The following is a 19,666-nucleotide window of genomic DNA, read 5'->3' on the forward strand; positions in this document are numbered from 1 at the left end:
GGCTGCCTGGAGCTGTATCTGGCCGGCCCCTCGCTGGCGCGCGAATGCGACGGGCCGGGCTATCACGATGCCGGCTCGCTGCCCGAGCGCGCCGCCGCCGGGGACGACAAGGCGCAGGCGGCGCTGGCCCGGCACGCGGACCGGATGGCCCGGGCGCTGGCGGTGATCACCAATCTGCTCGACCCGGATTGCATCGTGCTGGGCGGCGGACTCTCCAATATGGCTCATCTTTATGAGACTCTGCCAGATCTGATGCGGCCTTATATTTTTTCGGATCAAGCAGCGCCGAATATCAAGAAGGCGCGGCACGGCGATTCCTCGGGCGTGCGCGGCGCCGCCTGGCTCTGGCCTCAGGAGAGAGACGAGGGGGGCGGGCAGCCGAGATGAGCGAAGATCGCCGCTGCCGCCCGCCGCGCGGCGCCGAACAAGGGCAGATCATCGGTGCCGAAGGCCTTTCTCACCATCGCCTCCTGGGCAGGGCGGTAGAGCGCGTGACGCTCGGCGGCGCGGGCCACGGCGGGCATGATGTCCTCTGACCGTTCCACCACCTCCCCCAAAGTCCAGTGGATGAAATGCGGGTCGTCCCGCCAGCGCAGACGCCGCGGATTGAGGAAGACACAGGGGCGCGGGGAGATCAGATATTCATAAACCTGGCTGCTGATATCACCGATATAGAGCGAGGCCGTGGCGGTGTAGGTCATGTCCAGCATGGCGGGCGAGCCGGTATCCACCGCGACATTGCCGCCCTGCAGCCGCCGGAGCCGATACCGCCGCGCGCCGAAATCCCGGTGAAACAGCTTGATATGCGGCGCGACGAGAAGGTCATAGGCGGTCTGTGCCTTAAAGCCCGCTACCAAGGGTTTAAGGCACGCCCAGTAGGAGGACAGGTCTCCCCGGCAATGGGGGTTATAGAGCGCGAAGGGTTTGGCCGCGGGGTGGGCCTTGCGCTTCACCGCCGAGAAGATATCGAATTTGGGGTAGCCGATGATCTTGCGGCAGCCGCCGAGCAGGTGGCGCTCCAGATAATAGCGCTCCATTTTAGGGCCAGGCAGCAGGACAAGGTCGAAATTGCGCATCAGCGCCTGGTCCTTGACGTAGCGGTCTCCGGCGCCATGCTTGAGCAGGATCAGGCGCGGGCGGGTCAACCCGGCCGCTTTCAGAATACCGGCGGTGTTCTCGGTGGCGAGAACCGCGTCGTAGCCGTTCAGCTCGCTCACGTTGTGTCGGAGGATCAGCGTCCGCTCCTGGTCGTGGAGCTTGACGCGGTGGAGAAGCCGCGCCGGCCAAGGTTTCGCCAAGGCGCGGATGGGAAGAGCGGGTTTGCCCATGGCCGATCTGATCCGGGCGAGATGGGCCGGGGTATCGGCGAAGGCGTAATATTCGACCACCTCGCAGCCGGGTTCTTCCGCCAGAGCGCTGGCGACGGTGGCGCCGTGATAGCATTGATAGGGCTCGGCGACGTAGATGACGGCAATTTTCATGAGGGGCGGTTTGCTCGCGGGCCGGAAATCATCTCGATGTTAATTCTATCGACCCGGCAGGCTGATTCAGCAACCTTTCTTGCGGCCCGCGCAGATAGAGCCGCATGCCGATGAGGCAGGAGAGCAGAATGGCGCCATTGCAAAGGGCCGTGCTGAGGCAGGCGCCGCCAAGGCCGAAGAACCGTGTGGCGAAATAGAGCGCGGGAAAATAGGCCAGCATGACCGCCGCGCGGTTGCGGGTGAGAAAGCCGATCCGGCCCATGACGGTGAGAAGCGGCTCCAGCGGCGTGATGAGAAGCAAAAAAACCGCGGCCAATACCATGACGCAGACATAGGAGGTGACATGCGGAATTCGGGCATGCGCCATCAGCGCGAAGATGGCCTCGCCCCCCAGCCGGGCGATGACGAGCAGAACCACCGACAAGGCGAGCAGAGCGAGGAAAATCTGGCGGGTCACGAGTTTGAGCCCGGCCCAGTCCCGCCCGTCCCGCAGCTTGACCAGCTCGGGATAAAGCACCGGGGTGAGGAGTTGGGCGGGGGCGATGATGGCCTCAGCGAGCTGACGGCAGATTTGAAAGATGGCCGCCTCCGCGGCCCCCAGCCCGCCGCCGACGAGCAGGGTGGCCAGATGGCCCGAGACGTTATTGAGACTCTGGTTGAGGCTGACGGCGCGGGTAAAGGACCATAGCCCGGGGCGCGACCAGCCCCAGCCGCGAAATGCCCTCCGCAAGGAAAAACCGTGCAGTTTTTTGACGATGGCGAGGGAGAAGAAGACGTAGAGCGCGTAATCCAGCACAATCGACGCGGCCCAGACCGCCAGGAAATAAGGCAGGCGGAGCTGGAGCAGAAACCCCGCTGCCACCCCGGCGGTGCGCAACAGGGCGGCGCAGGTGTCGTTGATGGTGACGTAATGGTAGCGATTGGTCATGCGCAGCACGCCGGCGCACCAGCCGGTGTACATGAACGGCGCGACGCAGGCATAGAGTTCCGCCATGGCGATATCGGCCGGGTTCCAGTGGGAGAGCGCGCCATAAAGGCGCATCCCCACCAGGCTGAACAGCAATGAGGCCAAAGCGGCCATCGCGTCCAGCCGGATGCAGAAGGAAAGAATGTCGCGCCACCCCGCCACATCACCGCTCTGATAGGCCTGGTTGCCGAAATGGATCAGCGTCCGCCAGCTTTGCAGCCGGGTCAGCATCGAGCCGGTCATGGCGATGGAGTTGATGAGGACGAGCTTGCCAAAATCATCGAGCCCGAGGGCGCGGATGGCGAGCGCCACATAGGCCAGGCTGCACAGCGCATTCACCACCCGCCCGCCGGCGAGAAACCCGGCATTCTTGAACATGGAGGCGAGGACAGCGCGGTGACGGGACATTCGGCCAGAGTTTCTGATGGGCGGAAAGCCGTGGTGTTAAGCCATTTTCCCCAGGCGTCAAGAAACGGGCTGCCCCGCGCCCCGGCCCTTGACAGGCGGGCGCGGCGGGCGCATGGCCTGCCCCGGCATAACCGCCGTGCTGCGAGGGTTCGCACCACGGCGCGTTTGGCGTTGTTTGGATTTTGGAGACCTTGCCGCATGTTCGACGCGCTGTCGGGCAAATTCTCGGATATTTTCGACAGGCTCCGCCGCCGCGGGGCGCTCTCGGAGGCTGATGTCACCGAGGCGCTGCGCGAGATCCGCCTGGCGCTGCTGGATGCCGACGTGGCGCTGCCGGTGGTGAAGGATTTTGTCGCCAAGGTGCGGGAGCAGGCGGTGGGGGCGGAGGTTCTGCGCTCCGTCACCCCCGGCCAGATGGTCGTGAAGATCGTCAATGACGCTCTCATCGAGGCGCTGGGCGGCATATCCGTTCCGCTGAACCTCAACGCCCCCGCCCCCGTGCCCATCCTCATGGTCGGACTGCAGGGCTCGGGCAAGACCACGACCTCCGGCAAGATCGCGCTGCGCCTGCGCACGCGCGAGCGCAAGAAGGTGCTGCTGGCGAGTTTGGATACGCAGCGCCCGGCGGCGCAGTTGCAGCTCGAGCAATTGGCGAGCCGCGCCGAAGTCACCAGCCTGCCAATCATCCCCGGCCAGACGCCCTTGCAGATCGCCCAGCGGGCAATGGAGACGGCGCGGCGGGAAGTTTATGACGTGGTGATCCTGGATACCGCCGGGCGGCTCTCCATCGATCTGGCGCTGATGGAAGAGGTGAAAGCCATCCGCGCCGCCGTGAACCCGGTGGAAACGCTGCTGGTGGTGGATGCGATGACCGGCCAGGATGCCGTGACCACCGCCACCGCCTTCAACCAGGCGGTGCAGGTCACCGGCATCGTTCTCACCAGGCTGGACGGTGACGCGCGCGGCGGCGCGGCCCTTTCCATGCGCGCGGTCACCGGCGCGCCGATCAAGCTGATCGGCCAGGGCGAAAAACTGGACGCGCTGGACGAGTTCAACCCCGAGCGTATCGCCGGGCGCATTCTCGGCATGGGCGATATCGTCGGGCTGGTGGAAAAGGCCGCTGCCCATATCGACCAGGCCGAGGCCGAGAAACTCGCCAAGAAGATGGCGAAGGGCAAGTTCGATTTGGAGGATTACGCCGCGCAGCTCAGGCAGATTTCCAAAATGGGCTCGCTCTCCGGCATTCTTGGCCTCCTGCCCGGCATCGGCAAGATCAAGCAGCAGATCGCCGACGCAAATCTCGACCAGAGCGTTTTCAAGCGTCACATCGCCATCATCAGCTCGATGACCCCGCGCGAGCGTCGGCAGCCGGATATCATGAAGGCCAGCCGCAAGAAGCGCGTGGCGGCCGGCTCCGGCACCTCCGTGCAGGAGGTGAACAAGCTGCTCAAGCAGTTCGATGACATGTCCACGATGATGAAACGGATGAATAAAATGGGCGGGCCGGAGGCGATGATGCGCCAGATGCAGGCCGCGATGGGCGCCAAGGGCGGCCGCAAACCCTTTTGATTTTATGATTTAAACCCGACGATTTAAACCAAGGAGTTCCAATGTCTGTCAAAATTCGTCTGTCCCGCGCCGGGGCCAAGAAACGCCCCTTCTATCACATCGTCGTGGCCGATGCGAACGCGCCGCGTGATGGCAAGTTTATCGAGCGGGTGGGCACCTACAACCCGATGCTGCCGCAGGACCATGCCGAGCGGGTGACGCTGCGGACCGAGCGCCTGCAATACTGGCTGGGCCAGGGCGCGCAGGCGACGGACCGCGTCGCCCGGTTTCTCGCCAAGGTGGAGCTGATCAAGGCGCCGGCACGGACGGAACAGCCCAAGCAATCCGCGCCGAAGAAGAAGGCGCAGGAGCGCGCCGCCGCCCGCGCCAAGGCCGAGGCGGCCTGACCCGTTAGGGATAAGGGTGACGGAGAGGCTGATCCTGATGGGTGTCATCGGCAAGCCGCATGGCGTGCGCGGGCAGGTGCGCGTGCATTGCCACGGCGAGACGCCGGAGCGGCTCGCGCGGCACGTGCTGGCCGATGCCGGAGGCCGAAGCTTCGTCCTGGAATGGGCGGCGGATGGCGTCGCCTGGATCAGCGAGATCGTGAATGGCGCGCCGCGCCGGATCACCGACCGTGACGCGGCGGCGCGGCTGACCAACACCCGGCTGTTTCTGCCTCGCTCCGCCCTGCCCGAGCTGGAAAATGACGAATTCTATCTCGCCGATCTCATCGGCCTCGCGGCCCGGGACGAGCAGGGCAAGACGCTCGGCAGCGTGGCGGCCGTGCTCGACCATGGCGCCGGCGCCAGCCTGGAACTGACGGATGGGCGGCTCATCCCCTTCACCCGCGCCTGCGTGCCGGAAGTGCGTATCGGCCATGGCTATCTGGTGGTGAATCCGCCGGTGGAGGTGGATGCGCGGGAGGAGACGAAGGGATGAGCTGGCGCGCCGATATTCTCACCCTCTTTCCCGCCATGTTTCCCGGACCGCTCGGCCATTCCCTCGCCGGGCGGGCGCTGGCGCGGGGAATCTGGAGCCTTGCCGCCACCGATATGCGGAATTTCGGCCTGGGGCGCCACCGCGCGGTGGACGACACGCCCTTTGGCGGCGGCGCCGGTATGGTGCTGCGCCCGGATGTGGTGGATGCCGCCATCGCCCATGTCATGCCGGCGGCGGATGAGCGGCCGCTGATTTTTCTCACCCCGCGCGGCGCGCCGCTGACCCAGAAACGGGTGCGGGCGCTGGCGGCGGGGCCAGGGGCGGTTCTGGTTTGCGGCCGCTTCGAGGGGATCGACCAGCGCGTGATCGAGGCCCGGCGGGGCGAGGAGATCAGCATTGGCGATTATATCCTTTCCGGCGGCGAGCTGTCGGCGCTGGTGCTGCTGGACGCCGTGATCCGCCTGCTGCCAGGCGTGATGGGCGAGGAGGCCAGCGCGGTGGAGGAGAGCTTCTCCGGAGCGCTGCTGGAATACCCGCATTATACCCGCCCAGCCCTATGGGAGGGCCGGCCGGTGCCGGAGGTGCTGACCCAGGGCAACCATGCCGCCATCGCCGCCTGGCGGCGCGCCCAGGCCGCCGCCGTCACCCATGCCCGCCGCCCCGATCTCTACGCCTGCCACATTGCCAGCGGCGCCGCCGCGCCCTAAACACCGCTTTCGAAAAGGACTGAACCCATGAACATCATCCAGACCCTCGAAGCCGAGCAGATCGCGAAGCTGACCGAGACCAAGACCATCCCCGATTTCGCTCCCGGCGACACGCTGCGCGTGAACGTGACCGTGAAGGAAGGCGAGCGCTCCCGCATCCAGGCTTTCGAAGGGGTCTGCATCGCCCGCTCCAATCGCGGCCTCAACTCCTCCTTCACCGTGCGCAAAATTTCCTATGGCGAGGGGGTGGAGCGCGTATTCCCGCTCTATGCGCCGATCATCGCGGAGATCAACGTGGTCCGCCGGGGCGATGTGCGCCGCGCTAAGCTCTATTATCTGCGCGGCCGCCGCGGCAAATCCGCCCGCATCGCCGAGAAGGCGCGCGAGGTGAGCGAAGCCCCGGCCAAGTAAAACGGCCCCGCGCGGCGCGAGCCGGTTTTTTGAGCGCGGCGGCCCGCAAAAGCCGCCCAGGGGCCAGGAGAACTGCCGTTCTTCTGGCCCTTCGCAACTCTGGAGGAATGATCGTGGCCCAAACATTATTCGATAAAATCTGGGACGCCCATGTGGTGGACAAGACGGAGGACGGCACCTGCGTTCTCTATATCGACCGCCATCTGGTCCATGAGGTGACCAGCCCACAAGCCTTCGAGGGGCTGCGCATGGCGGGCCGCAAGGTGCGGCGGGTGGAAAACACCGTGGCGGTGGTGGACCATAACGTGCCCACCAGCCCGGAGCGGCTGACCGAGGTGAACGAGCCGGAGAGCGCGCTGCAGATCGCGACGCTGGAGCAGAACGTCAAGGAATTCGGGGTGACCTATTTCCCGATGTCCGATCCGCGCCAGGGCATCGTGCATGTGGTGGGGCCGGAACAGGGCATCTCCCTGCCGGGCATGACCATCGTCTGCGGCGACAGCCATACCTCCACCCATGGCGCCTTGGGGGCGCTGGCCTTCGGCATCGGCACCTCCGAGGTGGAACACGTACTGGCTACCCAGACCCTGTTGCAGAAACCGGCCCGCAACATGCTTATCCGCGTCGAGGGCAAGCTGCCCGCAGGGTGCAGCGGCAAGGATATCATGCTCGCGGTCATCGGTAAGATCGGCACCGGAGGCGGAACCGGGCATGTCATCGAATTCGCGGGCGAGGCGATCCGCGCCCTGGACATGGCCGGGCGGCTGACCATGTGCAATATGAGCATCGAGGCGGGGGCGCGCGCCGGGCTGATCGCCCCGGATGAGACGACCTTCGCCTACATCAAAGACCGGCCCTTCGCGCCCAAGGGCGCCGATTTCGACCGGGCGGTGGAATATTGGCACACTCTGCGCAGCGATGCGGGCGCGCATTACGACAAAATCGTGGAATTGCGGGCTGAGGATATCATCCCGCAAGTGACATGGGGCACCAGCCCGGAAACGGTGCTGCCTATCACCGGCACGGTGCCAGACCCCGCGGCAGAGCCGGATGAGGCGCGGCGCGGCCAGATGCAGCGGATGCTGGAATATATGGGGCTGGAAGCCGGGCAGCAGATCGCCGGCACGCCCGTGGACGTGGTGTTCATCGGCTCCTGCACCAATTCCCGCATCGAGGATTTGCGCGCCGCCGCCACCGTGGCCAAGGGGCGGCGCGTCGCTCCCAGCGTGCGGGCGCTGGTGGTGCCGGGCTCCGGGCTGATCAAGCAGCAGGCGGAGCGCGAGGGATTGGCGGAAATTTTCACCGAGGCCGGGTTTGAATGGCGCGAGGCGGGCTGCTCCATGTGCCTGGGTATGAATCCCGACAAGCTGACGCCGGGCCAACGCTGCGCCTCCACCTCTAACCGCAATTTCGAGGGCCGCCAGGGGCCGGGCGGGCGCACCCACCTTCTCTCCCCCGCCATGGCCGCCGCCGCCGCTGTCACCGGGCGGATCACCGATGTCCGGGAGATGATCTGATGGATAAATTCACCACCCTCACCGCCATCGCCGCGCCGCTGGATATCGACAATATCGACACGGACAAGATCATTCCCGCCCGGTTTCTCAAAACCATCAAGCGCACCGGGCTGGGACGCAACCTCTTCGCCGATATGCGCTATAATCCAGACGGGAGCGAGAAGGCGGATTTTATTCTCAACCGGGAACCCTACCGTCACGCCGAGATACTGGTGGCGGGCGATAATTTCGGCTGCGGCTCCTCGCGCGAGCACGCCCCCTGGGCCCTGAAGGATTTTGGCATACGCTGCGTCATCGCCACCAGCTTCGCCGACATCTTCTATAATAACAGCTTCAAAAATGGGGTGCTGCCCATCGCTCTGCCGGAGGAAGCCTGCGCCAAGCTGCGCGCGGACGCCGCCATGGGAGAAAACGCCAGGCTGACCGTGGACCTCGCCCGGCAGGTGGTCATCCGCCCAAATGGCGAGGAGATTCCCTTCGAGATCGACCCCTTCCGCAAACATTGCTTGCTGAACGGGCTTGATGATATCGGCCTAACGCTGGAGCATGCTTCGGCGATCGATGCTTACGAGGCGCGGATGCCCTCCTGGCTGCCGAAAATTCAGGGAGCGTGACGACATGATCGCCAATAAGACGATGTTGCTGATGCCGGGTGACGGCATAGGCCCGGAGGTGATGGCCGAGGCGCGGCGGGTGCTGGACTGGCTGGAGGCGAGCCGCCGGGCGAGTTTCCGCATCGAGGAGGAACTGGTGGGGGGAATCTCCATCGACACCCATGGCGTGCCTCTCACCGATGCGGCGCTGGCCAAGGCCAAGGCGGCGGATGCGGTGCTGTTCGGCTCCGTCGGCGGGCCGAAATGGGACAAGGTGCCCTTTGAGATCCGGCCCGAAGGCGGGCTGCTCAAATTGAGGGCGGAACTTAAGGTCTTCGCCAATCTCCGCCCGGCCAAGGTGTTCGACGCGCTGGTGGACTCCTCCTCGCTGAAACCTGATCTGGTGCGCGGGCTCGATATCATGATCGTGCGCGAATGCATCGGCGGCGTCTATTTCGGCGAGCCGCGCGGCATCGAGACGCTGCCAGACGGCACGCAGAGAGGCGTGAACACCGAGGTTTACACGACGCCGGAAATTCAACGCGTCGGGCGGGTAGCCTTTGAGCTGGCGCGCAAGCGTCAGGGCCGCGTCTGCAGTGTGGAAAAGGCGAACGTGATGGAATCCGGCCTGCTCTGGCGGCAGGTGATGACGCGGTTGCGGGAGGAGGAATTTCCGGATGTGACCCTCTCCCACATGTATGCGGATAATTGCGCGATGCAGCTGGCCAAAAACCCCCGCCAGTTCGACGTCATCGTCACCGGCAATCTGTTTGGCGATATTCTCTCCGATCTCGCCGCGATGCTGACCGGCTCGCTGGGGCTGCTGCCCTCGGCGACGCTGGGTGCCCGGGAGACCTCCGGACGGATGCCGGGCCTTTACGAGCCGATCCACGGCTCGGCTCCGGATATCGCGGGCAAGGGTCTGGCCAACCCGCTGGCGGAGATTTTGAGCCTCGCCATGCTGCTCCGCCTTTCCTTCGGCATGGAGGAGGAGGCCGACGCCATCGAGGCAGCGGCGGCGCGGGTATTGGCGAAGGGCGTGCGGACGCCGGATATCGCCCTACCGGGCCGCTCTCCCGTTTCCACCCGCGAGATGGGGGACGCCTTGCTCACGGAGCTCGGAGCATAATCGGCGGGGCGGGGTTGCCTGAAAGCGGCGGTTCGGTTACACCCCGCGCCACGACGCGCCCGTAGCTCAGCTGGATAGAGCATCAGACTACGAATCTGAGGGTCAGGAGTTCGAATCTCTTCGGGCGCGCCACCTAATTCAATAGCTTATGGGTAACTCACTGGAACGGCCAAACGGGCCGGATACCAGGGGGGATACCGTTCTACCCAGAAACAATCTTGTCTCCGTTTTCGTCTACCCCGAGAGCCAGCGCCAGCCCTCAGAATGGGCAGGAAACGCGCCGCCTGGGGGGCCGGGTCACATAGCGAATTTGCTGCGGTAGCGGCGCTCGCCGTGCGATTCCGCCTTACGGGAAAGCCCGGATCGGGTTATTTTTTTATCGTGGTTCGATGGGATACTTATCGGGAATGGACGCCCTTTGGCTATTCGGCGCTCGCGAACGCTATTGCCCCATACAGGCTGAATAGTACTTAAACAGTCCTCTCAGCCGGCATGGTCTGGTGGGTTCTGGGGAGAGCCGTTTGATGGATTTCATTTTCATGCTGACCCGCAACGATCAGACCATAACCGACTGTCTGGATCTTTGCGAATTGATCCGCCCGCTGGGACTCAAGCATATCGGATTCAAGGATGTCGGCGTCAGTGTCGAAACACTGCACAGACTCACTGCCAAAATCCGCTCCCTGGGTGCCAGCCCCTATATGGAAGTCGTGAGCACTATGCCGGAGGCCGCGCTCGACTCGGCGCGCACCGCCGTAGCGCTGGGGGTGGACCATCTGCTCGGCGGCACCGAAATCGATGCCACGCTGGCGATTATTCGTGGCACCGTCATCCGCTACTACCCTTTTCCTGGCACGCCGCTCGGCCACCCCACCAAGCTCGCCGGCACCGCCGCCCAAGTCGAGGCGCAATGCCGCGTCTTTATGGCCAAGGGCTGCGCGGGGGCTGATCTGCTCGCCTACCGTGCTACCGAGGATACGCCGCTCAATCTCGTCGAGGCTGCGCGCCGCGGGGTGGGCGCGGGACGGCTGATCGTCGCGGGCAGCATCGACTCCGCCGCCCGTATCGCCAGCATCGCCCAGCGCGGGGCGGATGCCTTCACCATCGGCTCGGCGGTCTTCAGTGGCGCTTATTCGCCCCGAAAGGGCTCTACCCTGTCACAACTTGCCGATATCATCAGCGATTGCCACGCATTCGCCGCGTGCGCCGTGCCCCCGCCGGGACAGGAGCCCCTATGAGCTGAAAACCGCCTTTCGTTCGCTTTATTACCAGCCTTCGCCGTCAGATCCGGCGGGGGAACGCGGCCTGCATGTGGACAGTTTGATATACCCACTGTTCTTTCGAGTGGACGCCTTATGACCTTTGCCCAAACATTGGCTGGACGGGCTTGAACAATAGCGCTGAGGGAAACGCCCAGCGCGGGTTTTATCAAGCCTTCATCTACCCCCAGACATTGGAGAATTTCGGTTAATACGTTAAAGTAATCATGTTGGATTTAATCGATCTGACCCCTACCTTCTAGGCGCCGGCAGATAACGTTGCGTGGATGACCGGAGCCCGTCGGCCCGACGACCGCGACCGACAACAATAACCCGCAACTGAGGAGCCGTCATGTCTGACACCGCTTCCCTCCCGCCGCCGCAGGCGCGCTTGAAACCCAATTCCGTCGGCCTGCCCGGCGCGGTCATCATGTCCGCCGCGATCATGGGCCCAGCGGTCTCCACCTTTTTCAACCCGCAATTCTCCACGCCATTTTCCGGTCCGGCGACGCCGTTTGTATATTTCGCCTGCCTGATTGCCATGCTCATCACCGCCAGCGGCATCATGGAGATGGCGGCGCAAATGCCGAGCGCGGGCTCATTTTACACCTATGTTACGCAGGGGCTGGGGCCGCATGCCGGATTCGTCACCGGGGGGCTGATGTTCCTCGCCTATGCGCTGCTGCCTCCGATCGAGGTGGCGCTGATCGGCGCTTATCTGCAACAGACGATCCAGCAGGAATTCGGCCTCAATATCCCCTGGGGGCTGATCTCGCTGCTACCCTGGGGTTTCATGACCTTCCTGGCGCTGGAGGGGATTCAGGCCTCGCTGCGCACGGCGATGCTCCTGTTCCTCATCGAGGTTGCCGTGGTGCTGACAATGGCGGTGATCGTGGTTGCCATGGGCGGCGCGCATGGGCTGTCGCTGCATCCACTCTCCCCCGCCTCTTCACCACACGGCACCCAGGGGTTGGTGATCGGCGCGGTGTTCGCGGCGCTCAGCTTCGTCGGCTTCGAGGGCGCGACCACGCTGGGTGAGGAGGTGCGCCGCCCCCGGCGCAACGTGCCGCTGGCGATCGCGCTTTCCACCCTCGTGGTCGGCGCCATCTACACCTTCTGCATCTGGGCCGAGGTGATCGGGCTGGGCGATGACAAGGTGAACGCGCTGACCGGTGCCTCGACCCCGTGGAACGACCTCGCGCACATGTACGCGCCGTGGATGACGCCGCTCATTATTCTCGCCTCGGTCTCCAGCATGTTCGCGGTGTCGGTGAACTCCAATTCCGGCATCGTGCGCATTCTCTACACCATGGGGCGCGAGGGGCTGCTGCCGCGCCCGCTCGCGCATATCAACCCCAAGCACAACACCCCCTCCAATGCTGTGCTGTTCCAGAGCGCGTTCACCTTCGCCGTCGTGCTGGTGGTCGGGGCGCTCTCCGGCGGGCTCGCCAACCCCGATGGCGGCAGCAATGTTTATGGCTATCTCGGCTTTCTGCTGACGCTGGCCATTCTCGTCGTTTACGTGCTCGCCAACATCGCCGCCATCGCCTATTTCATGCGCCAGCGCAGCGGCCGGCGGATCCGCCATCTCGTGCTGCCGGCAGTGGGCGGGCTACTGATGGTCGGGCTGTTCGCCGGGCAGATCGTCGAGAATAGCGATGCGCCCTATACCTGGATGCCCTGGATCACGCTGGCCTGGTTCGGCCTGTTCACTGCCGGGGCGATCTGGCTCGCCATCACCCGGCCGGAGACGCTGCGCAAGGCCGGGGCGGTGCTGGGCGCGGATGAACCGGTAAAACTGGGCGGTTAAGACCCCACCCAGCCAAAACAGGGAGATTTAGCGCATGCGGCAACGGTTCCAGGACAAGGCGGCGGACGAGGCTCCGGCGGGGGCATTATTTGGCGGAGGGGATGGGATTCGAACCCACGATACGCCTTGACAGCGTATAACGGTTTAGCAAACCGCCGCCTTCAGCCTCTCGGCCACCCCTCCGGCTGGGTTTTCCAACCGCCGCGTTTGCTCATAATTGGCCCCCGGTGAGAGGTAAAGCCCATCAAGGCGAAATAGCGAGAGAGAGTTTTTGCTGCAATGCAAAAATATCTTGCACCGCAGCATAATGTCTCCTATATAGGTTGGGCAGGGTGAGTTTTCTCCCCTGTTTCTTGGACGTTTCCTCCCTAAACTTGGCGGCGCTTCGGCGCCGCCTTTTTTATTCGGCGGCGGCGCTGAAGCCGAAATCCATCGCTCCGCCCAGGCGATTGGCGGCAATCATCCGCTCCATAAACCGAGTGAGCGTGGCGCGAAGGGTATCGAAACCAGGCCTATCGGTGAAATTTTGTTCATCCATGTAGAGACCGCGGGAAATTTCGATCTGGATCACCTCGACCTTCTCGCGTGGCCGGCCGTAATGGCGGGTGATGAACCCGCCAGCGTATGGGTCATTCCGGCGCACGGTAAACCCGAGTTCCTCAAAAAACAGCTGCGTCCGGCGCGACCACTCGGGGCGGCAGGCCGTGCCATGCCCATCTCCCAGCACAATGTCGCAACGCGGCCCGAGCCGGGCGCGCGGCGTGGGCATGGAATGGCAATCCAGCACCAGGCAATGACCGAACAGATCGAGACTTTCCTCGATCAATCCGGCCAGCGTCTCATGAAACGGGCGCCAGCAATTTTCGATACGCTCCTTGGCTTCGGCAAAAGCCAGCTTGCGGGCGTAAATCGCCTCCCCGTTGCCCACCACCCGCGCCAAGGTGCCGAGCCCAGCCGCCACGCGCGGGCTGGCCGTATTGACATGGGGAGGCAGGGCGTCGGCGAACATGGCGGGGTCGAGTTCCCAGGGTTCCCGGTTCACATCGCACCAGGCGCGAGGAAACTCGGCGGCGAGGAGCGGCAGGCCCAATTCCGGCCCATCGGCAAAGAGCCGGTCGATAAAACTATCCTCCGAACCGCGAATCGCCCGCTCATCCAACCGCGAGGATTCGAGAAACGCCTTCGGATAGCGCCGGCCGGAATGGGGCGAGGTCAGAACGATTCCGGTCGACCACCGCGCCGGGCGGTGAAGGGTGATAGGCGGGGGCTGGCTCATGGCGGCGTCATTCAATCAGCATGATTGCCGCCGGGCAAGGGAAACCAAATTTCCCTTTCAACTCAAAGCCGGCCGCAGGAAAAACGCCCGGCGCAATTGCCCCGCCATGCTCCCCACCCGCCGGGGCGCCAGGGCGATGACGATGACGGTGAACATGCCCCCCGCGCTTCCCGCCAGGGCGGCGAGGGCGAATGCCGGGCTGAGAGAAGGCATTGCAGGTTCGAGCGCCCAGGCCGCCAGCCGCGCCCCCGCCAGACCCGCGCAGGGCACGCCAAGACGGCGGAATAAGGGCCAAGCCTCGCCACCCGCAGCCTGGCGCAGCGCCAGCAAAAGCAACCCCGCCGCCGCCACGCCCCGCCCCGCTAATCCCCAGGCCAGCGCTTCGAGGCCGAACGGCGCGGCCAGCCAGCACACGGCCAGGATGGTCAGCGCATTCCAGCCGGCGTAACGCAGCAGCCGCCTCGTCTCGCCCAGACTCGCCAAAAGCGGGTTGATGAGGCCGTAAAGCGCCAGAAACGGCGCGGTGAGGCTGAGTAGGGCGAAAACCGGCGCCGCCGCCATCCATTTCGCCCCGAACAAGAGGTGAACGAGCGGGCCCGGCGGCTGCTCCGCTCACCGCGCTGGTGAAAAATATCAGCATGGCGATCAGGTCGAGCATACGCCGCAGCACCTCGCGGCGACGCTGCTCATCCGCCCGCACCGCCGCCAGCACCGGCAGCAACAGCTTGCGCGCGGGGAGAAAGGAGAGTTCCTGCAACACTTCCAGCAGGCGCTGGGCGACACGGAACTGGGCGAGCGCCACCACCTCCAGCCGCAGCCCGGCCAGCATCACATAGCCCGTGAGGGCCAGGTAATCTACAAAAGCGGCTTGCATCATCGGCAAAGAGAAGCGGAACCCCGCCGCCAGCGCGGCCAGGCGGGGCGGAGGCGGGGGCATCCAGCGGGCAGCGCGGCAGGCGCAGAACGCGTAAAACGCCACCCCAGCCATGCGCTGGGTCGCCAGCGCCGCCAGGCCATGTCCGCCCAGCGCCAACGGCAAGGCGCAAGCCCCGCCCGCCGCGGTGCTGCCCAGGGAGATCAGCCCGATCGCCTTGAAGCGGAATTGCGAGGCCAGCCGCGCCGAGGGCACGATGAGAAAACAGGTCATCACCACGTTGAGCGCCATCAACCGCAGCAAGGGGCTGAGCGCGGGCTGGCCGTAGAGATGGGCGATCCAGGGCGCCGCCGCGCTCAGCGCCAGCATGGCAGGCAACGCCGTCAGCAATTGGCTCCAGAACGCCCCCGCCTCGATCTCGGCATTACCGGGGCTGGCCTGCACCTGCGCCCCCGCCCCGCTATTGGCGGCGATCCGCACCAGCTCGGAAACCGACCCGGCGATGGCGATGATGCCGACATCAGGCGCCGGCACCACGCGCAGCAGCACGGCAAAAATGGCGAAGCCCACCGCCCGTTCGGCCAGGATGGTTGCGAAATTCCAGGCGGCGCCCCGCGCCGCGCCGCGCGCCAAGCTCATGCGCCATACAAGCATAGATTGTACCCGGCTTAAAGACTCAACCATAGCCCCGCGAGCGCCAGAAGCAGAGCAGGCGGCATCATCACCGCGCCCAGGGCTAAAAACCGCCAACCGCTCATCCCCACCCCCGCCCGGCGCAGCGCGGTGAGCCAGAGAATCGTCGCCAGCGAGCCGGTGATGGAGAGGTTGGGACCAAGATCCACCCCGATCAGCGCCGCCGCCTTCTGCCCCGTCCCGGCATGCGCCAGCATATGCGCCGCCAAGAGGCCGACGGGGAGGTTATTGGCGAGATTGCTGAGCAGCGCCAGCCCGCCACCCAGGACCAGAGGGCCGCTCCGGGCCCAGCCGGAGAGGGCTTGGATAAGCCCGGCCCGGTCCAGCGCCCCGACCATGATGAACAACCCCGCCACCATGGCCAGCACGTTCCAGCTGACCCCGCGCATCACTGGCCAGGGCGATTGCCGCGCCAGCGCGCAGACCAGCCCGGTGCAGCCCACGCCCAGCAAAAAGGTAAGCAGGCCGAGCGGCCAACCCAGCCCGGCAGCGAGAATGAGGAGCATGGCCGCCCCGGCCAGCCCCGCCAGGGTCCAGCGCCCGCCTGGGGTCAGGCTTGGCGCCTCCGCCGGTATGTCCAGCCTTTGGTTGAGATGGCGTTTCTGCGTGAGCCAGAGCAGCGCGAAGGTCGCGGCGATGGCGAGGAGCGAGGCTAGGCCAAAAAGCCGCATCCAGCTGCCGAGGCGGGGCATCTGGCCACCGAAGAGGACCAGATTGGCGGGGTTGGAAACCGGCAGGACGAAGGAGGCGGCATTGGCGACGAACGCGCAAATCAGCAGGTAAGGCAAAGCGTTGCGCGCGCCAGCCTGGCGGGCCATGGCCGCCACCGCCGGGGTAAACACCACCGCCGTCGCGTCGTTGGAAAGAAACACGGTGATGAGGGTGGCGAGGCCGTAAACCATCCTGAACAGCCGCGCCGCATTGCCCGCCGCGCGCCGGGCCAGATGCGCGGCCGCCCAAGTGAACACGCCCTGAATCAATGCCAGTTCGGCCAGGAGCATCATCCCAGCCAGAAACAGGTAAAGATCCTCCCCCTGCCCCGCCGCGCGCCAGGCCGCGCCCGGCGGCAGCCCCCCCAGCCCCACCAGCACCCCCGCCCCGGCCAGGCTGAACACCGCCTCCGGCAGGCGAAAGGGCCGCGCCATTATGCCAACTAAGCTGGCGAACACGATAAGAACGATAAGAGCGAGGCTCATTTCCGCCCGGCCGCGGCGAAATAGGAAAGCCCGAGCAGAGGCATCAGCGCCCCCGCCGCGCAGACCCCGCCCCAGCCGGCATGGATGAGCAGCGGTCCGGTGAAGGCGGAGCCCGCCGCGCCGCCCAGAAAGAAACTCGCCATGAACACGCCGTTCATGCGCGATCGCAGCTCTGGGGTCAGCACGTAGATCGAGCGCTGGCCGAGAACGAGGCTGGTCTGTACCCCGCCATCGAGGATAATGCCCGCCAGCGCCAACAGCACCACCGAGTGGCGCCAGCCACCGAGCGCGGCGATGCCGAACGCCGCCAGCACCGCCATAAGAGCCCAGAAACTCGCCACCCTGGTATGGCCACGATCCGCGAGATGCCCAGCCACGGGCGCCAGGCAGGCGCCTAACGCCCCCGCCAGCGCGAATACGGCGATGCCGCGCTGGGTGAAGCCGAAGCGATGCATGAGAAAGAGCGGCGCCCCCGTCCAGAACAGCGAGAAGCCGGCAAAGCAGGCGGCTTGATAGACGATCCGCTCCCGTAAGACCGGAAAGCGCAGCGGCAGGGCGAACAGGCTGGCGAGCAGCGCGCCGTAATGCTCCTTGGCCTCGGGCTCACGGCGGGGCAGCGCCCGGCTGAGCAGCAGGGCCAGCCCGGCCATCACCGCCGCGGAAAGAAAGAACACCAGCCGCCAGGAGGCATAGGCGGTGATGACCGAGGCCACCGGGCGGGACAGCAATATGCCAAAAAGCAGGCCGCCCGTCACCGTGCCCACCACCCGGCCGCGCCGCGCTTCCGGAGTGAGATGCGCTGTCAGGGGAATCAGCATCTGCACCGCGACCGAGCTAAGGCCGATCAGCGCCGAGACCGTCAGCATCATGCCCGGAGTCCAGGCCAGCCCGGCGAGGATCAAGGCGGGAATCGTGGCGGAGACCGTCGCCACCACCAGGGCCCGATTTTCCATGAGGTCCCCCAGCGGCACCAGGAAGATCATCCCCGCCGCATAGCCAAGCTGGGTCAGGCTGACGATCAGCCCCTCCGCCCGTCCGCTCATATGCAGCTGGGGGCCGATCAGCCCGACCAGCGGCTGGGAATAATAGATATTGGCGACGATGAGGCCGCAGGAGGCCGCCATCAGCCCGACCAGAAGGCGGGACGGCCCGCGCGAGAGAGAATTCGACATGCCGCTGACTTAACGGCGGCGGCAAATTCTGCAATGCAATGCGGGGGCGATTCCGCCCCGCCGCCGGAGACGCTTCACAATGGATCTCATCCACGCCGCCCTCTTCGCCATTCTTCAGGGGGCGACCGAGCTGTTCCCTGTCAGCTCCCTCGGCCACGCCGTCATCGTTCCCGCCTTGCTGCATTGGGGCATCGACCAGAGCGCGCCCGGCTTCCTGCCCTTTCTCGTCATGCTGCATGTCGGCACCGCGATCGGGCTGATCGCCTATTTTTACGTGGAGTGGATCAGCATGGCGCGCGGAGTGTTGGGGCTCGGCCATGCCTCGGAAAACGTCTCCGCCCGGGCCCTGCTCGCCAAGCTGATCGTGGCGACGCTGCCGGCCGTCATCATCGGCGCGGTTTTGAAAAAACCCATTGCCCATCTTTTCGGCAGCCCGCTGATGGCCTGCGTCTTTCTCGTTTTCAATGCCGGGCTCCTCTGGCTGGGGGAGAGGCTGCGCGCGCGGGGCCAGCGGCGCGAAACCGGGCTTTCCTACCAAGACGCGCTGATCATCGGCTTCTTCCAATGCCTCGCCTTCCTGCCCGGCATTTCCCGTTCCGGTGCTGCCATCGTCGGCGGGCTGACACGCGGCGTCTCCCATGCCGGGGCAGCGAAATTCTCCTTCCTCATGGGCACGCCGGTCATCCTCGCCGCCGCGGTGGCGGAATTGCCCAAGCTCATCCGCCAGCATGAGCTGCACGCGCTGCTCGGCGTCTCGCTGCTGGCGGCCATTCTCTCCGGCCTGGTCGCCTATGCCAGCACGGCCTTTCTGATGCGCTATTTCAAGGACCATGATGAATGGGCGCTCAACCCTTTCGCCCTTTATTGCGCGGTGGCGGGCGTGCTCGCCTTCGCGCTGCTCGCGGCGGGGCTGTGATTCGCGCCCTGTTATTCGCGGCGCTGCTGCTCCTGCCCGCCGCCGCGTCCGCCAGCGCCAACATCGCCGAGGCGCCCATCAGCCGCGCCGACCTGCCCTGGTGGAGCACGCTGTGGCACCGGATGCTGGTGGAAAAGGCGGAGACCCCCAACGCGAAAATCGTCTGGCTGGGTGATTCGATCACCTTTTTCTGGCAACGCCAGGGGGGGCACGGCTATGACGATATCAAGCCGGTCTGGGATAAATATTACGCCCCCTATGGCGCGCTGGATTTCGGCTTTACCGGCGACACCACCGCCAATCTCATCTGGCGGCTGGATCATGGCCAGGTGGCCGGGCTGCATCCCCAGCTCGCCATCATTCTCATCGGCGCGAATAATTTCGGCCGGGTCCATTGGGACACGGCGATGACCGTTCCCGCCATCGAGGCCGTGGTCTCCAACACGCGCCACCAACTGCCCGGCGCGCATATCCTGCTGCTGGGTGTGCTTCCCTCCATCCGCAGCGCCTGGGTGGATGAGCAGACCCTCGCCACCAACGCCGCGCTGGCCCGCGCCTATCAGGGCAACCCGGCGGTGACCTTCATCGATCTGCGGAATTTGTTCATCCGCGACGGCAAGGTGGATGCCGGCCTGTTCGTGGACCCGCTCCTTACCCCGCCCCGGCCCGCCTTGCACCCGAACCGGGCGGGGATGACGAAAATCGCCGAGGCCCTGGCCCCTTATGTAAGAAAATATGTGCGCTGAAGGCCAAGCGCCGCCGCAGCG

The 19,666-nt window shown here is 65.3% G+C and carries 19 protein-coding genes, 2 tRNA genes and 1 pseudogene; 14 read left to right on the top strand and 8 right to left on the bottom strand.

The features are described from left to right. Window positions 1-387, top strand: a 387-nt coding sequence (locus tag M7H45_RS09065) for an ROK family protein (protein ID WP_298216247.1), incomplete at its 5' end; no start/stop codon positions are given. On the opposite strand, the gene M7H45_RS09070 is transcribed toward M7H45_RS09065, so the two are convergent. Together M7H45_RS09070 and M7H45_RS09075 are read right to left on the bottom strand one after the other, a co-directional pair. After that, window positions 351-1,481 (bottom strand): hypothetical protein, encoded by a 1,131-nt coding sequence (locus M7H45_RS09070; RefSeq protein WP_298216249.1) that lies wholly within the window; start codon window positions 1,479-1,481, stop codon window positions 351-353. The two genes, M7H45_RS09065 and M7H45_RS09070, sit on opposite strands and share 37 nt — an antisense overlap. 28 nt (window positions 1,482-1,509) lie before the next feature. Continuing rightward, window positions 1,510-2,856 carry a lipopolysaccharide biosynthesis protein gene (locus tag M7H45_RS09075; protein ID WP_298216251.1) on the bottom strand — a complete coding sequence of 449 codons (1,347 nt, stop codon included), beginning with the start codon at window positions 2,854-2,856 and terminating at the stop codon, window positions 1,510-1,512. Between the two features lie 198 nt (window positions 2,857-3,054). Here M7H45_RS09075 and ffh point away from each other — a divergent pair, with 198 nt between their 5' ends. The 11 genes from ffh to M7H45_RS09130 all read left to right on the top strand — a co-directional run bounded on the left by ffh (window position 3,055) and on the right by M7H45_RS09130 (window position 12,772). Continuing rightward, complete coding sequence (gene ffh / locus M7H45_RS09080; protein ID WP_298216253.1) at window positions 3,055-4,425, top strand: signal recognition particle protein; 1,371 nt, start codon at window positions 3,055-3,057, stop codon at window positions 4,423-4,425. 41 nt (window positions 4,426-4,466) lie between these two features. After that, window positions 4,467-4,811, top strand: a complete 345-nt coding sequence (rpsP, locus tag M7H45_RS09085; RefSeq protein WP_298216254.1) for a 30S ribosomal protein S16 — start codon at window positions 4,467-4,469, stop codon at window positions 4,809-4,811. Between the two features lie 16 nt (window positions 4,812-4,827). Next, entirely contained in the window at window positions 4,828-5,346 is a 519-nt protein-coding gene (rimM, locus tag M7H45_RS09090; protein WP_298216256.1) for a ribosome maturation factor RimM, read from the top strand. Then, window positions 5,343-6,053 (top strand): tRNA (guanosine(37)-N1)-methyltransferase TrmD, encoded by a 711-nt coding sequence (trmD, locus tag M7H45_RS09095; RefSeq protein WP_298216258.1) that lies wholly within the window; start codon window positions 5,343-5,345, stop codon window positions 6,051-6,053. The genes rimM and trmD overlap by 4 nt, the downstream gene beginning before the upstream one ends. A 27-nt stretch (window positions 6,054-6,080) precedes the next feature. Next, complete coding sequence (rplS, locus tag M7H45_RS09100; protein WP_298216260.1) at window positions 6,081-6,464, top strand: 50S ribosomal protein L19; 384 nt, start codon at window positions 6,081-6,083, stop codon at window positions 6,462-6,464. A gap of 113 nt (window positions 6,465-6,577) precedes the next feature. After that, window positions 6,578-7,981 (top strand): 3-isopropylmalate dehydratase large subunit, encoded by a 1,404-nt coding sequence (gene leuC / locus M7H45_RS09105; protein WP_298216261.1) that lies wholly within the window; start codon window positions 6,578-6,580, stop codon window positions 7,979-7,981. Next, window positions 7,981-8,595 carry a 3-isopropylmalate dehydratase small subunit gene (gene leuD / locus M7H45_RS09110; protein WP_298216263.1) on the top strand — a complete coding sequence of 205 codons (615 nt, stop codon included), beginning with the start codon at window positions 7,981-7,983 and terminating at the stop codon, window positions 8,593-8,595. Before leuC ends, leuD begins: the two co-directional genes overlap by 1 nt. A 4-nt stretch (window positions 8,596-8,599) precedes the next feature. Next, window positions 8,600-9,703 (top strand): 3-isopropylmalate dehydrogenase, encoded by a 1,104-nt coding sequence (leuB, locus tag M7H45_RS09115; RefSeq protein WP_298216265.1) that lies wholly within the window; start codon window positions 8,600-8,602, stop codon window positions 9,701-9,703. Window positions 9,704-9,758: 55 nt separating this feature from the next. Beyond that, window positions 9,759-9,835, top strand: a tRNA-Arg gene (locus M7H45_RS09120). A 392-nt stretch (window positions 9,836-10,227) separates the two neighbouring features. Next, window positions 10,228-10,941, top strand: a complete 714-nt coding sequence (locus M7H45_RS09125; RefSeq protein ID WP_298216267.1) for a hypothetical protein — start codon at window positions 10,228-10,230, stop codon at window positions 10,939-10,941. Between the two features lie 373 nt (window positions 10,942-11,314). Beyond that, complete coding sequence (locus M7H45_RS09130) at window positions 11,315-12,772, top strand: APC family permease (protein WP_298216269.1); 1,458 nt, start codon at window positions 11,315-11,317, stop codon at window positions 12,770-12,772. A gap of 90 nt (window positions 12,773-12,862) precedes the next feature. Here the strand turns inward: M7H45_RS09130 and M7H45_RS09135 are convergent. The 6 genes and pseudogenes from M7H45_RS09135 to M7H45_RS09160 all read right to left on the bottom strand — a co-directional run bounded on the left by M7H45_RS09135 (window position 12,863) and on the right by M7H45_RS09160 (window position 17,983). Beyond that, window positions 12,863-12,955, bottom strand: a tRNA-Ser gene (locus tag M7H45_RS09135). A 217-nt stretch (window positions 12,956-13,172) separates the two neighbouring features. Continuing rightward, window positions 13,173-14,048, bottom strand: coding sequence for an N-formylglutamate amidohydrolase (locus tag M7H45_RS09140; RefSeq protein ID WP_298216271.1), 876 nt, complete (start codon window positions 14,046-14,048; stop codon window positions 13,173-13,175). A 57-nt stretch (window positions 14,049-14,105) separates the two neighbouring features. Next, window positions 14,106-14,609: a polysaccharide biosynthesis C-terminal domain-containing protein gene (locus M7H45_RS09145; protein ID WP_298216399.1), complete on the bottom strand. Its 504-nt coding sequence runs from the start codon at window positions 14,607-14,609 to the stop codon at window positions 14,106-14,108. A 112-nt stretch (window positions 14,610-14,721) separates the two neighbouring features. Next, window positions 14,722-15,606, bottom strand: a pseudogene (locus M7H45_RS09150) (oligosaccharide flippase family protein); the annotation flags it as partial. Continuing rightward, the gene (locus tag M7H45_RS09155; RefSeq protein WP_298216274.1) at window positions 15,591-16,811 is read right to left on the bottom strand and encodes an SLC13 family permease; all 1,221 of its coding nucleotides are present in this window, start codon (window positions 16,809-16,811) and stop codon (window positions 15,591-15,593) included. The gene M7H45_RS09155 and the pseudogene M7H45_RS09150, both read right to left, overlap by 16 nt. Then, on the bottom strand, window positions 16,808-17,983 hold the full coding sequence (locus M7H45_RS09160) for an MFS transporter (RefSeq protein ID WP_298216276.1): 1,176 nt from the start codon (window positions 17,981-17,983) through the stop codon (window positions 16,808-16,810). The genes M7H45_RS09155 and M7H45_RS09160 overlap by 4 nt, the downstream gene beginning before the upstream one ends. 79 nt (window positions 17,984-18,062) lie before the next feature. Between M7H45_RS09160 and M7H45_RS09165 the strand changes: the two genes are divergently transcribed. Together M7H45_RS09165 and M7H45_RS09170 are read left to right on the top strand one after the other, a co-directional pair. Next, window positions 18,063-18,899, top strand: coding sequence for an undecaprenyl-diphosphate phosphatase (locus M7H45_RS09165; protein ID WP_298216278.1), 837 nt, complete (start codon window positions 18,063-18,065; stop codon window positions 18,897-18,899). Beyond that, complete coding sequence (locus M7H45_RS09170; RefSeq protein ID WP_298216280.1) at window positions 18,896-19,645, top strand: GDSL-type esterase/lipase family protein; 750 nt, start codon at window positions 18,896-18,898, stop codon at window positions 19,643-19,645. Before M7H45_RS09165 ends, M7H45_RS09170 begins: the two co-directional genes overlap by 4 nt. Window positions 19,646-19,666 lie beyond the last annotated feature (21 nt).

The organism is Acidocella sp. (genome assembly GCF_027352905.1).
GTDB lineage: Bacteria > Pseudomonadota > Alphaproteobacteria > Acetobacterales > Acetobacteraceae > Acidocella.